This is a genomic window from Chitinophaga sp. Hz27 (genome assembly GCF_042263525.1).
Classification (GTDB): domain Bacteria; phylum Bacteroidota; class Bacteroidia; order Chitinophagales; family Chitinophagaceae; genus Chitinophaga.
Window position 1 is genome coordinate 409,277 of the sequence record NZ_JBHKFJ010000005.1, and the last position, 14,664, is coordinate 423,940.

Genomic DNA, 14,664 nt, shown 5'->3' on the forward strand with positions numbered 1-14,664 from the left:
AAATGAGATCTTCAGTAAAAATATTTTCCAATTTTGAATATAAACAACAATTCCTCCCGGGAATTTCCAGGAAGGTATTATTAAATGATGCCCAGCTACAGGTATATCGTATAGAGCACTACCTCCGTGATATCGTTATACCCGTACTTCCCTATCGCACCAGCTTCAACTTCCTCATCTTTATTACTAAAGGACATATTATACAACAGCTGGAAGCCGGGTCCCAGCGTATTGACGCCGGATCACTATTATTAATACGTCAGGGCAGTATCACCGCTACGCTGGAGATATCAAAAGATGCCACCGGTTTTTTTGTGGTATTTGAGAATGAAGTGGTAGAGAGTTTGGCGCTGAACCGTCAGTTGCTCAATTTTTTCTTCTCGGCTCCTTTTGTGCAGCTGCCACCCATCACGGTAAAGTGGTTGTCCAGATTGAGTACTTTATTGGAAGAAGAACTGGCCCTCGAACACTCATCGCTGGAAGTGGCCGTGGGATTGTTTCGCCCCTTTCTGCAAAAGATCATTGCTTCTGCAGGGGAAGCGCATGGCTCCATTACGAGAACGCTGGAAATTTCTCTGCAATTCAGGGAACTGGTACAGCAACATCACCTAAAAGAAAGACAGGTATCATTTTATGCAAGGAAATTAAATATCTCCGAAAATTATCTCAACAAAACTATCAAACAAGCTACCGGCAAGCCTCCCAAGCAATGGATCAATGAGGTCAACATACTCCATAGCCAGATATTATTACAGGATGGCAGCAGAGATATCTCTGGTATCGCCTTTGAGTTGAACTTTCAATCACCCAACTATTTTGCGCGCTTATTTAAGCAGGTGACCGGTGAGACGCCGACAGCGTATAAAAAGAGAGTGCAACAGAAATAAATATGCCTATGCGTTAACGTTGGCAAAAGCAAAGCAGTTGTAAATATAATCTTAAAAGATAAAGGTTAACCCTGCATTATACATGTTCCAGGTCAGAACTATTAAGATAGTCAGGTATATTTGTTTATTCAATAGTTTATATGGATATAGTAGAACAACGATATAACCAATTAGTTTCTGGAATTGGAAGGTTGCTTGACGAAGGAAGGGAAAATGCAGTATTACAGGTAAACAGTACATTAATTAAGACATATTGGGAAATTGGAAGATACATTATGGAATTTGAATTAAACGGGAGCACCAAAGCTGCATATGGCAGTAACCTGTTTGAACGCCTTTCCAGAGATCTTTCGGCTCTATACGGAAAGGGTTTCAGTCGTTCCAACTTATCATACATGACAAAATTATATAATTCATTTCCAAAACGTGAGACACTGTCTCACAAATTGACATGGAGCCATTATTTTGAAATTTTGAAAACAGATTCAGCACTGGAGGTGAATTTCTATATAAAACAATGTGAAAAAGAAAAATGGAGTGTCAGAGAATTAAAACGACAAATAAAAAGCATGTTGTTTCATCGGCTTGCACTAAGTACTGACAAAAAAGGCGTCCTAAAACTAGCGAATGAGGGTCATGAGGTACTTAACGCAGAAGATCTGATCAAAGATCCTTTTGTGCTTGAATTCCTAAATATTCCTGAACAACATATTTATTTGGAAAATGAACTGGAAGAAAAACTAATTAGTAATCTTCAGCAATTTTTGCTCGAGCTGGGAAAAGGTTTTGCATTTATTGCAAGGCAATACCGCATATCAATTGGAGGTAAACACTTTCGATTAGATTTGCTTTTCTATCATAGGATCTTAAAGTGTTTTGTCTTAATCGATCTGAAAAGGGGTGAAATTGAACATACGGATATTGGTCAAATGAATTTGTACTTAAACTACTTCAAAAAAGAAGAGGCTTCAGAGGGAGACAATGAACCAGTTGGAATACTTCTGGGAGCATATAAAGATCATATATTGGTAGAATATGCCACCAGTAGCATCACAAATAAGGTACTATTAGCTATAGTATCAATTATACCTACCAAATAAAAAACAATTAGAAAATGCACTAAATAAGTTATTGGAAGACTTCTAAAAGGCATTTTATTTTGGTTCACACCTTGCACATTTCCCCCAAAATTGCAGACAAGATGTTATGTTGAAATAAGAAGCCGTAAAACTTCTTTTATCAAATTTGTAACCTTCATCAACAGTTGGCAAGCCTTTGCTGCTTTGCATGTCCGCGAAGCGGAAATAAGCGCCGAAGGCGCAATCCCAACGAGAAAGCCTACACGATCGTTACCTTCACCCCCATTTCTTCCAGCTTTGCTACCAGGTGATCAGCAACGCCTTTGTCGGTGATGATTTCATCTACTTCTTCGAGGCCGCATATACGGCCAAAGCCACGTTTACCGAATTTGCTGGAATCTGCCAGCACAATGGTTTTTTGAGCTGCGGCCATCATTTTCTGATTGAGGTGTGCCTCCAGGATATTAGTGGTGGTGCAACCAAATTCGAGGTCTATTCCATCCACTCCTAAAAATAATTTGCTACAGGAAAAATCTGCCAGTACTCTTTCCGCATAAGGGCCTGTAACAGAAGTAGAACTGTTGCGAAGATGTCCGCCGAGTTGTATCACTTCTATCTCCGGATGCCGTAGTAATTCCAGTGATACGTTCAGCGCGCCCGTGATGACGGTGAGTTGTCCTTTGGGATGGATGCTACGTGCCAGCGCCTGCACAGTGGTACCGGAAGCGATGATCACGGCATCATTACGATCTATTAACGCAGCTGCGGCCTGTCCTATCGTGATTTTCTCTTCCCGGCGTATACTTTCCTTTTCATTTACCGGTTTATCGTTCGTATAGGGGTTATCGATAGTGGCGCCTCCGTGAGAACGAAAAAGTAAGGATTTATCTTCCAGCAGTTTCAGGTCCTTTCGGATGGTTACGGCCGATACATCCAGCTCCTTGCAGAGATCTAACACTGTCACAGCACCGGTTTCATGAAGTTTGCCCAATATATATTTATGCCTTTCGGCTATGTTAATCATCGACATAACGTAAAAATAACGAAACAATATGAAAAAAATCTATCTACACAAATCATCTACATAAACAATAATAAATCAATTAGTTAATTTAAAAACACATGCTTTAGCCGATTATCTAAATAATTTTTCTTTTTTCATTTTATTTTCTATTTTGGTTTCGAAATGTTTCGTTTTACTATCTTGCGAAAGAAAAGAGAAACATCTGAAATAAAACAAAAGAAATCGACCCACATGAAGCGGTTAGAATCCATACAACGCATAAAAGAGACTGGCAGCAGTGCCTGGGACATACTAATCATAGGCGGAGGCGCTACAGGACTAGGTATTGCCATGGACGCTGCCAGCAGAGGTTATAAAACATTGCTGCTGGAGCAAGCCGATTTCGCAAAAGGCACCTCCTCCAGAAGTACAAAACTGGTACACGGAGGCGTACGTTACCTGGCACAAGGCGATATAGCCCTCGTACGGGAAGCCCTATACGAAAGAGGACTCTTACTCGCCAACGCCCCTCACCTCGCACATAATCAACAATTCATCATACCGCATTACAGCTGGTGGCAAGGCCCCTTTTATACTATCGGCCTGAAAATATATGATATCTTATCAGGAAAACTAAGTCTCGGTAAATCCCATCATATCGGTAAAAAAGCCGTGAAGGAACGCCTCCCTAATATTCAGGCCTCTGGCCTGAAAGGCGGCATCGTATACCATGATGGCCAGTTTGATGATGCTCGTTTAGCCGTTAACGTTGCACAGACAGCCGCCGCCTATGGCGCTGTGTTACTTAACTACTGCAAAGTGATTGCTCTCGACAAAGTCAATGGCAAAATTACCGGCGTAGCAGCAGAAGACCTGGAAACCGGTGAGCAGTTTGACATACAGGCAAAAGCCGTCATCAATGCTACTGGTGTTTTTGTAGATGAAGTATTGCAGATGGACAACCCTACCGCGCCTAATATGGTAAGGCCTAGTCAGGGCGTACACCTGGTGCTGGACAGCGACTTCCTCGATAGCAGCAGCGCTATCATGATACCTAAAACCTCCGATGGACGTGTATTATTCGCTGTTCCATGGCATAATAAAGTACTACTCGGCACCACCGATACTCCGCTCAACGAGCATAGCCTCGAGCCGGTAGCACTGGAATCTGAAATAAACTTTATCCTCCATACTGCAGCGCAGTACCTAACTCGCACGCCTACACGTAAAGATGTAAAGAGCGTATTCGCAGGACTGCGGCCACTGGCAGCACCGCAAAAAAATACTGGCAGCACCAAAGAGATTTCTCGTAGCCATAAACTGATGGTAGCAGAATCCGGACTGATCACCATTACCGGCGGCAAATGGACAACCTTCCGCAGAATGGCGCAGGACACTGTGGATCTGGCTATCACTCAGGTACAGCTTACACCGGTACCCTGCAAAACGAAAGACCTGCGCATCCACGGCTACCAGCCTAAGAGCACAGAATATGCACCGCTGGACGTTTACGGCAGTGAGGCCATCAGCATTCGCGGCTTCGTGATGCGCAAACCGGAAATGGGAAAACAACTGCATCCGGCCTTTCCATATATTAAGGCACAAGTGATTTGGGCGGTAGAACATGAAATGGCACATACCGTAGAAGATGTGCTGGCACGCCGTCTCAGGGCTTTGTTCCTAGATGCAGCAGCAGCAATGGAAATGGCACCTGAAGTAGCAGCGCTCATGGCCACCATCAACGGAAAAGATAGTCAATGGCAGCAAGAACAAGTGAAGACCTTCCGTGAAATGGCCCGCCATTACCTGCTAAGTCCAGAAAAACAAACGCAGTCATTGGAAGTACCGGCATAAAGGCGTAAACTCGTGTCGCCGACAACAATGAAAAAGTAATTATCACTATGCTGACTATACGAAAAATGAAATCCTTTACTGATCACAATCCACGATAAAACGAAAAACATGAACAGGTACATTATGGCCCTGGATCAGGGCACCACCAGCTCAAGAGCCATCATTTTCGACAAAGCCGGTGCTATTAAAGCAGTGGCCCAGAAAGAGTTTACCCAGATATTCCCTCAACCAGGATGGGTAGAACATGATCCTACCGAGATATGGAGCAGTCAGATAGGCGTGGCTACTGAGGCTATTGCCAAAGCAGGCCTGGATGGTACTGCCATCGCTGCTATCGGCATTACCAACCAACGTGAAACCACCGTGGTATGGAACAGAACCACTGGTAAACCTGTATATAATGCCATCGTATGGCAAGATAGGCGCACCGCCGCCCTCTGTGATAGTCTCAAAGCCGCTGGTAAAGAAGCCATGGTAAGAGAAAAAACAGGGCTGGTAATAGACGCCTATTTTTCCGGCACTAAAATTAAATGGATACTGGACAACGTTGCCGGCGCCCGTGAACTCGCCAACAAAGGAGAACTGGCCTTCGGCACCGTAGATAGCTGGCTGATATGGAACCTTACCCATGGCGAAGTACATGCCACCGACATCACAAATGCTTCCCGTACCATGCTGTATAATATTCATACCCAGCAGTGGGATACTGAACTGTTGGCAATGCTGGATATTCCTGCTTCGGTATTACCGGAAGTAAAGGAATCCAGCGAAGTATGCGGCCTTACTACTCCTGGTATGTTTGCTGCGCAGATACCTATTGCAGGTATTGCCGGCGATCAGCAGTCTGCACTCTTCGGACAGATGTGCACCGCACCAGGCATGGTAAAGAATACCTATGGTACCGGATGTTTCATGCTCATGAACATCGGAGAACAACATATTCTCAGTAAAAATAATCTGCTGACCACCGTTGCCTGGAAAGTGAATGGTAAAGTGAACTATGCACTGGAAGGCAGCATCTTCATTGCTGGCGCTATTGTTCAATGGCTGCGTGATGGTCTGGGCATCATCCGTTCTTCTGCAGAAGTGGAAGCCCTGGCTGCCAGCACCACACAAAACGACGGAGTATACCTGGTACCTGCCTTCGCAGGATTAGGCGCTCCACACTGGGACCAGCATGCAAGAGGAACTTTAGTAGGCATGACCCGCGGTACCAACGCCGGACATATTGCCCGCGCAGCATTGGAAGGTATTGCCTACCAGACAATGGACGTATTGAAAGCGATGGAGGCTGATGCCAACATGAATATTACAGAACTGCGTGTAGACGGCGGCGCCACCGCTAATAATTTATTAATGCAGTTCCAGGCCGACATCCTGCAAACGCAGGTAGTACGTCCTGGTATAACGGAAACCACTGCTTTAGGCGCCGCCTATCTCGCAGGACTAGCCACCGGATACTGGCAAGACCTGGAAGAGATTCGCAGTCAGTGGAACATGGAGAAATGTTTTTCACCAGCAGATCTGGGCGAGCAACGCGCCACCTGGATTCATGGCTGGAACAAAGCCGTTACTACTGCTAAAACCTGGGCACAACTTTAATCAACCTAAATCCTATTCACGTTATGTCTCCCATTATCGCAGAATTTATTGGCACCGCTTTGCTTATCCTCTTGGGGAATGGCGTTGTGGCCAATGTTGTATTAAACAAAACCAAAGGCAATAGTAGTGGTTGGATTGTTATCACCACCGGCTGGGCCCTGGCTGTATTTGTAGGCGTAGTAATCGCCGGCCCTTACAGTGGCGCGCACCTGAATCCTGCTGTCACTATAGCATTGGCCGTTGCCGGCAAATTTGCATGGGCACAAGTACCTGCCTTTATAGGTGCACAAATGCTGGGCGCTATGCTGGGTACCAGCCTGGTATGGCTCAACTACAAAGATCATCTTAATGCCACGCCCGACGGAGGCTTACAACGCGCTACCTTTTGCACCGATCCTGCTATCCGTAATCCTATGCGCAACCTGATCTGCGAGATCACCGGTGCTTTTGTATTACTCTTTGCAGTATTTTATTTTACCGGCGCTGAATTAGGTGAAGCCAAAACCCCAATTGGTATGGGTTCTCTGGGTGCCATTCCGGTAGCTTTTGTGGTATGGGCCATAGGCTTATCATTGGGAGGTACTACCGGTTATGCCATCAACCCAGCCAGAGACCTGGGTCCGCGTATCATGCACCAGCTGCTGCCCATGTCTGGAAAGATCGACAGCGACTGGGGATATGCCTGGATTCCTGTACTAGGCCCTATTGTCGGCGGCGTACTGGCTGCACTGGCTTATGGCGCACTGAAATAAATCTTTCTACAACGGCCTGTATCAGCAGGCCGTTGTACTTTACCTGTAACGGAAACATCTTCACATGAAAAAACATACATCTTTAGCAATGGCCGCCTTGTCACTGGCAGCCATCGCCACTATCGGCACTTTCGCATTTGCGAAATCAGCACCCGCAAAGGGCCAGGACCCGAAAGTATTTAAAGTAGGGCATCGTGGCACCAGAGGCCTCATGCCCGAAAACACCATCCCCGCGATGTATAAAGGCCTCGAAGTAGGTGCCAACACCGTGGAATTTGATATTCATATTACCAAAGACGGAAAGGTAGTTGTTTACCACGACGCGTCCTTCACTCCTTCTTATACCACCAAACCTGATGGCAGTGATATCCCTGCAGCAGAAAGAGCGAAGTATACTTTTTACCAGATGGATTATAAAGATATCCGCCCGTTTATCATCGGTGAAAAGGCTTACCCACAGTTCCCTGAGCAGCAACACATGAAATCATATGCGCCATTGCTGGGCGAAATGATAGACTCCGTAGAAGCCTATACGAAAAAACATAAGCTCCCCGCGCCTTACTATCTGCTGGAAATTAAATCTTCCGAAAAAACAGATGGAACAGAACAACCTGCTCCGGAAGAATTTATTACCCAAATGATGAAGGTTAAACAGCTGGGCAAACTAGGCAACCGCCTCTATGTACAGTCTTTTGACATGCGCCCATTACAGGTGATGCATCGTCGCTATCCTAACATTAAATTAGGATTCCTTACCGGTGATAAAAAAGCATCTTTCGAAGATAACATGAAAAATCTCGGCTTCACTCCTTTCTTCTATAACCCTTCATACGATCTGGTTACAGCAGAACTGGTAGAAAAATGCCATGCGCAGAAAATGGTGATTGTTCCATGGACTGTGCAGGAAGCTGCGAAAATGCTGGAGCTGCGCAAACTAGGTGTTGATGGTATCATCAGCGATTATCCGAATCGTTTTGCGGAAGCTGGACTGTGATTTTTTCTCGCAAAGCAGCATAAGCAGCAAAGGATTATGTTATGTTATTTAAGCAAATAATCCTTTCTTCTCAGATAACTACAGAATGCAAGTCTTGGCTGCTTTGCGAGAAAAAGCAGCACAAGCAGCAAAGGATTATGTTATGTTATTTAAGCAAATAATTCTTTCTTCTCAGATAACTACAGAATGCAAGTCTTGGCTGCTTTGCTCCTTATGCTGCTTTGCGAGAAAAAGCAGCACAAGCAGCAAAGGATTATGTTATGTTATTTAAGCAAATAATCCAATCTTCTCAGATAACTACAGAATGCAAGTCTTGGCTGCTTTGCTGCTTATGCTGCTTTGCGAGAAAAAGCAGCATAAGCAGCAAAGGATTATGTTATGTTATTTAAGCAAATAATCCTTTCTTCTCAAATAACTACAGAATGCAAGTCTTGGCTGCTTTGCTCCTTGTGCTGCTTTGCGAGAAAAAGCAGCACAAGCAGCAAAGGATTATGTTATGTTATTTAAGCAAATAATTCTTTCTTCTCAGATAACTACAGAATGTAAGTCTTGGCTGCTTTGCTGCTTATGCTGCTTTGCGAGAAAAAGCAGCACAAGCAGCAAAGGATTATGTTATGTTATTTAAGCAAATAATCCTTTCTTCTCAGATAACAACAGAATGCAAGTCTTGGCTGCTTTGCTCCTTATGCTGCTTTGCGAGAAAAAGCAGCACAAGCAGCAAAGGATTATGTTATGTTATTTAAGCAAATAATCCTTTCTTCTCAGATAACTACAGAATGCAAGTCTTGGCTGCTTTGCTCCTTATGCTGCTTTGCGAGAAAAAGCAGCATAAGGAGCAAAAAAATTACCGCTAATCCATTAATGGGCTTCTCTTTAAGAGAAAAACATTAAGTTTGGCGCTTCCAATTAAAAAAATTGTAATACGATATGACTGTAAGAAAAAGAATGGTGAGCACGTTGATACTGGGCGCTGTTGCGGTAATGCAAAGCTTTTCTGTATCAGCGCAGGTAAACGCCAAACCTAAACTGATCGTGGGTATTGTGGTAGACCAGATGAGATGGGACTACCTTTATCGCTATTATGACCGTTATGAAGCCGGTGGTTTCAAACGCTTACTGGGCGAAGGTTTTTCTTGTGAAAATACTTATATCAGCCACTTACCTTCGTTTACAGCAGTAGGTCACAGCACCGTTTATACCGGCTCTGTACCTGCGATTCATGGTATTACCGGTAATGACTGGACAGACCAGGTTACCGGCAGAAAATGGTATTGTACAGAAGACACTACTGTATTGGCAGTAGGCAGCAATTCAGCCGCTGGTAAGATGTCGCCACGCAACCTGCTGGCCTCCACCATCACCGACGAGCTGAAACTCTCAACCAACTTCCGTTCTAAAGTTGTAGGCGTATCCCTGAAAGATCGCGCATCTATCTTGCCTGCAGGCCACACACCTAATGGCGCTTTCTGGTTGGATGATGCCAATGCCAGCTTCATTACCAGCACCTACTATATGAAAGATCTTCCTGAGTGGGTGAAAAAATTTAACGCACGTAAAGAGCCACAGCAGCTGATGTCTAAACCATGGACACCACTGTATCCAATGGATACCTACGTGCAAAGCTCCGAAGATGATAACCGCTGGGAAGGCCCTTACAAAGGTGAAACCGCTCCAGTGTTCCCACATAACCTGCCAGCAATTTATAAGCAAGACCCAGGAAGCTTACGTAGCACGCCTTTCGGCAATACCCTCACCCTCGACTTTGCAAAAGCCGCAGTTGAAGGATATGACCTTGGCAACACGCAGGTTACTGACTTCCTAACCATCAACTGTGCCTCTACTGATTATGTAGGTCACCAATTTGGCCCTAACTCTATCGAAGTAGAAGATACTTACCTCCGCCTGGATAAAGATCTATCCTCTTTCTTCAGTTTCCTGGACCAAAAAGTTGGTAAAGGTAACTATCTCGTATTCCTCACCGCCGACCATGGCGCTGCGCATGCAGTGGAGTTCATGAAAGAACATAATATTCCTGCAGGCCTCAGTCAGGACAAAAAAGTTATGGCTGATCTGAATGCCCTGTTGAAAGATAAATTCGGTGAAGACAACCTGGCGAAATCTTTCCAGAACTACCACGTAAACTTCGATCTGCCAAAGATAGCTGCTAACAAAAACCTCGATTTCACCGCTATTAAAAAAGTAACTGTTGACTTCCTGGTAAAACAACCAGGTATCCAGTTTGCGGTGGACATCGAAAATATCGGTAACAGTGCGGTTCCTGAGCCTATCAAAATGATGATCGCCAACGGTTACAATCCTAAACGTACCGGCCAGGTAATGATTATTCCAGAACCAGGATGGTTCGCTGGCTCTGCGAAAGGAACCACTCATGGCAACTGGAATCCTTATGATATCCATATTCCATTGGTATTTATGGGATGGCATATACAACACGGTGCTACCAACGACATCACACATATGACAGACATCGCAGCTACACTCGCTGCCATGCTGCATATCCAGATGCCTAACGGTTGCGTAGGTAAACCTGTAACTGCAATTACCAATACTGCCAATAACCAGTAAGATAATTACAGGCCAACGTCTGTTTTAATATAGAAATCCCCGGAAGAGCATTTGACTTTTCCGGGGATTTTTTATTTAGATGAACGCAATTGTTTGCATTCCAAATAAATCATATAACAGTTAAAAAAATAACGCAGGAATTTAAATACTGTAAAGATGCTGCAGTACTTCTTTCTTATTTAGCATTATCATCTCGCACCGGTTCATATTCATCACCTTCAAATATTTACCCCATTATGAAACCGTTTTTTGTTTTCTGTATGATGCTGTTTGTTACTGCAAATGCTAATGCGGCCAGTAATTTGTTTCAAAATCAATCAACAATTGTTCCCGATGATGATTCTACTTTTTTAGTAACTGTCAAAGTAATAACAGACGATTGGGGTCAGGAAATACCGGTTAGTCTTGCCGTGATCAGCACCAGCCACCCGGGCGATCAAGTTACTAATCAGTTAGGGATTGCAGCACCCATAGCGGTAAAGGCCGGCGACTTGATCACTATTACTGCCGCTGGTCATAAACCTACTGCTGTTATTTTCGAACCTGTTGTAATCACTTATCCAGACAGTAATCAGGCAAATACAATTAAAAGAAACCTATCCATCACCATAAAATTGTTATAGTTGTTGCTATCAAATGACAGTTAACCTGCTCATTTAAATTATATTCTTTATAAGCTCACACTCTCTGCAAAACCTATGCGGGCCGCTTTTGTCCACCTGAAAAGCGTATGTATAAATACAGCTCAAAATACCATTCCGATAATATTCATCATTACTTATTCATTCATCATTTCAAATGTTCCTAAGATGAAATCAATTATTATTTCCTGCATGCTACTGCTGGGCGCTGTAAGCAGTTTTGCCAGCACAAATAATCTGTCCGAAAGCAATCTTAATGGCAGGATTCAGCTCCATGCTGTAGCCAAGGATGATTCGACTTTCACCGTAACTGTTGTTGTAGTTACCGAAATACTGGGATTAGAGGTTCCTATCAATCTGGCTGTTGTTAGCACAGGCCTTGTAGGTGGCCTGCTCACCAACGTTCTGGGAATTGCGCCTCCGCTGGACGTAAAGGCGGGCGACATCATTACTGTATCTGCCATTGGCTTCGAAACGAAATCGTTTGCTTTTGATCCTGGAGTCACCAATTATTTGAATAGCGACAGTCAGGCTCGCGGCAACGTAACGATAAATGCTAAGCTGAGAATACTGAAATAAAAAATAAAAGGCTTCCCAAAAGGGAGGCCTTTCTTGCTTATTCATCAATCTACGTTTATACTAAACCGTTATACCGCCCATTACCGGGTCAGTAAAAGATTCTTTACCAGTTTCTACTCTGCCTGCATAACGCTGTTCGAAGTTATTATAGTCTTTCACACCGATACTGAAATCATACCAGCCAAAACTTTTGCTTAATGGCAACGTAATTTCTTCGGTCGTATTTGCAGCGAGATCGCGACTCACCTGGTTATTACCATAAGCCTTATCGCGAATAATAATTTTTCTTATTTGATTAGATGAATTAGTCAGTTTTACCAGGAGATTTCCTGTTGGTTTGTTACCCAGACTTGCTGACTCATAGGTCAGATTTACCAGGATTCCCGGATCATTATTATCGCCGCTGAACTGGCGGAAAAATCCATTAGGCCCATGCACGTGCAAGTTGTAAGCACCACCATCAAAGCTGGCTAGCGGCCAGGCATAGCTGATGGCATCTCCAGGTTTCACCGCAAATGACCAGTTGCGGCACTTATTCCCTTCAAAGCCTCCGGGAGCATAAGCCGTAAAAGGTGCGCCTGCGGCATCTTTACCAAAAAATTTATTGCCTGCACGAAAATTCAGTTGCAGTTGTTTCGTTTGTGCGTCTCTGTTAATATCTGCATATAGCTCATAGGGCAGTGCGCTCGACGGACGAATCCCTTTTTCTTGCAATTTCAGTCCTTTGGCTGCTATGTCCTGTATATCCGCTTTGCTTAAGGCCTTATATCCTGTAGGCAGGTCTTTAAATTTCGCATTGTAAATATCTTCCACCATACGCTGCTGGTCCAGGAACGGCAGCTGCTTGGGACTTGCAGGATCATACGGACTAAATACCGCAGTCAGATCACCGCAAATAGCCCTGCGCCATGCACTGATATTTTCCAGGCGTACATTCTTCTTATATTTTCTGTTTACAAACGTTTCCAGGAACTGTAAAGTACTGGTATGATCATACACTTCCGAACAAACCTTTCCACCCCTGCTCCATGGACTTGCAATAATCATCGGCACACGGAAACCTAAACCCACAGCCGCTTCGCGCGCTTGTTTTGCAGGTATCCCCTGTCTTAATTCCGCTTCCAGTCGCACCTGTTCTATTTCTGTATCAATACCATCAGAAACCTTCCCTGTACCAGGTTTATTGGCATCCGCGATAGAGAATGGCGGTATGTGATCATAGTAGCCATCATTTTCATCATAGGTAAGAATGAAGATGGTTTTCTTCCAGATTTCTTCGTTATGCGTCAGGATATCCAGCACTTCAGATACATACCATGCACCGTACCATGGCGCACTCGGGTGATCTGAAAAATTTTGCGGACCTGCCAGCCAGGATACAGTAGGCAGTTTCCCGTCTTTCACATCTTTACGGAATTGGTGAAACAGATCGCCTGCAGGTACCGTCACCTCACGTTTGTCGTTGCCATCCTTGTAACGCAGCGTGGTAATATTCCTGAAGTCTGGATCACCGCTGTTTACAACGAAAGCATTTTTATAAAGTTCTTTCTGCGCCGGTGTTAGTTTTTCGTAGCTTTCTTTGTTCCACTGTTTTAATTCAGCAGCCGCTTTATCCAACGCTTCTAACTTTTTAGCCAGGGCGGTACGATTCTTTTGCGCAGCCTCTTCAGAAGAAGGACTAGCCTCTTGTAACTTGTTTATTTCTGCAGGCAGGGTTTCCACCTGTTTGATGAGGTTCTGTATATATCTCTCTGAAAATTTAACGTTGTAGGCAGCAAAAAATTCGAGCAGGTTGCAACCAAAGTTGGATAACCATGCGCGCTCCTCCCCTTTAAATCCGCCACCACAGCTCAACTCATTCTGGTAAAACTTCCAGCTGATATCATTTTCACTCAGTAGCTCTGGAAACGTTTTCCATGGATGTTTGCCATAACTATAATCATCGTTGCGGATGTTGGCTTTCATATGGCCGTCTTCTTCATGGGTAATTTTGCCTGTCCAGAAGAAAGAACGGTTAGGCGTGGTGCTGGTCATGCCGGAGCAGAAGTTCTGATCACACACCGTGAAAGCATCTGCCATGGCGTAATTGAAAGGAAGGTCTGTTCTGCTGAAGTAACCCAGCGTGAGTGGCATATGCGCATATTCTTTGTTGCCAGACTTCTTGGCGAGCAGCCATTTATCATATTTACCTTCGTTGAAGGCATCTACCTGGCTAGGTCGGGAATGTGGCAAAGAGCCCATCCAGGTAACTTTGGTATCTTTTATATCTAGTCGAAATGGTGCAAACGTTTTTCCTTCGTCATTGGTTTGGCACCATACCGGGTTGCCATCAGGCAGTACTACTGCACGTGGATCATTAAATCCTCTCACTCCTTGCAAAGCACCAAAGCAATGATCGAATGAGCGGTTTTCCTGCATGAGTATAACGATATGTTCAGCATCCAGAAAAGTACTTCCTGGTGTGGGATTGATGGCTAAAGCACGCTGAACTGAAGAAGGTAATAAAGACGAAAATCCTGCTGCTCCCGTGAGCAAAATCGATTTTTTAAGAAAGTCCCGTCGGTTGTCCGTCATATATGTTGGCTTTTGTATCGGATAATGTAGCAAAGATATTTTTGGGATTTATGAAATTGTGACGGATGGTAACACTTAATAATAAATTAATGAAAAGGGTGTCTCTGCTAAGC

General features: G+C 44.2%; 11 protein-coding genes. 9 read left to right on the forward strand and 2 right to left on the reverse strand.

The annotated features are described in order from the left end of the window. The first annotated feature begins 2 nt into the window (after window positions 1-2). Together ACE38W_RS13750 and ACE38W_RS13755 are read left to right on the forward strand one after the other, a co-directional pair. Window positions 3-887, forward strand: a complete 885-nt coding sequence (locus ACE38W_RS13750; RefSeq protein ID WP_375831694.1) for a helix-turn-helix domain-containing protein — start codon at window positions 3-5, stop codon at window positions 885-887. A 140-nt stretch (window positions 888-1,027) separates the two neighbouring features. After that, window positions 1,028-1,987, forward strand: a complete 960-nt coding sequence (locus ACE38W_RS13755; protein ID WP_375831696.1) for a YhcG family protein — start codon at window positions 1,028-1,030, stop codon at window positions 1,985-1,987. A gap of 238 nt (window positions 1,988-2,225) precedes the next feature. On the opposite strand, the gene ACE38W_RS13760 is transcribed toward ACE38W_RS13755, so the two are convergent. Next, window positions 2,226-2,996, reverse strand: coding sequence for a DeoR/GlpR family DNA-binding transcription regulator (locus ACE38W_RS13760; protein ID WP_375831698.1), 771 nt, complete (start codon window positions 2,994-2,996; stop codon window positions 2,226-2,228). A gap of 225 nt (window positions 2,997-3,221) precedes the next feature. Here ACE38W_RS13760 and ACE38W_RS13765 point away from each other — a divergent pair, with 225 nt between their 5' ends. From ACE38W_RS13765 to ACE38W_RS13795, 7 genes are all read left to right on the forward strand, one after another. Next, entirely contained in the window at window positions 3,222-4,823 is a 1,602-nt protein-coding gene (locus ACE38W_RS13765; protein WP_375831700.1) for an FAD-dependent oxidoreductase, read from the forward strand. Between the two features lie 108 nt (window positions 4,824-4,931). After that, entirely contained in the window at window positions 4,932-6,425 is a 1,494-nt protein-coding gene (gene glpK / locus ACE38W_RS13770) for a glycerol kinase GlpK (RefSeq protein WP_375831701.1), read from the forward strand. A gap of 23 nt (window positions 6,426-6,448) precedes the next feature. Further along, window positions 6,449-7,177 (forward strand): MIP/aquaporin family protein, encoded by a 729-nt coding sequence (locus tag ACE38W_RS13775; RefSeq protein WP_375831702.1) that lies wholly within the window; start codon window positions 6,449-6,451, stop codon window positions 7,175-7,177. Between the two features lie 64 nt (window positions 7,178-7,241). Further along, on the forward strand, window positions 7,242-8,171 hold the full coding sequence (locus ACE38W_RS13780) for a glycerophosphodiester phosphodiesterase family protein (RefSeq protein WP_375831703.1): 930 nt from the start codon (window positions 7,242-7,244) through the stop codon (window positions 8,169-8,171). Window positions 8,172-9,098: 927 nt separating this feature from the next. Beyond that, window positions 9,099-10,757 (forward strand): alkaline phosphatase PafA, encoded by a 1,659-nt coding sequence (gene pafA, locus ACE38W_RS13785; protein ID WP_375831704.1) that lies wholly within the window; start codon window positions 9,099-9,101, stop codon window positions 10,755-10,757. An 89-nt stretch (window positions 10,758-10,846) separates the two neighbouring features. Further along, on the forward strand, window positions 10,847-11,380 hold the full coding sequence (locus tag ACE38W_RS13790) for a hypothetical protein (RefSeq protein ID WP_375831705.1): 534 nt from the start codon (window positions 10,847-10,849) through the stop codon (window positions 11,378-11,380). 186 nt (window positions 11,381-11,566) lie between these two features. After that, the gene (locus ACE38W_RS13795) at window positions 11,567-11,977 is read left to right on the forward strand and encodes a hypothetical protein (protein WP_375831706.1); all 411 of its coding nucleotides are present in this window, start codon (window positions 11,567-11,569) and stop codon (window positions 11,975-11,977) included. 60 nt (window positions 11,978-12,037) lie between these two features. On the opposite strand, the gene ACE38W_RS13800 is transcribed toward ACE38W_RS13795, so the two are convergent. Further along, on the reverse strand, window positions 12,038-14,551 hold the full coding sequence (locus ACE38W_RS13800) for a phosphocholine-specific phospholipase C (RefSeq protein ID WP_375831707.1): 2,514 nt from the start codon (window positions 14,549-14,551) through the stop codon (window positions 12,038-12,040). Window positions 14,552-14,664: the final 113 nt, after the last annotated feature.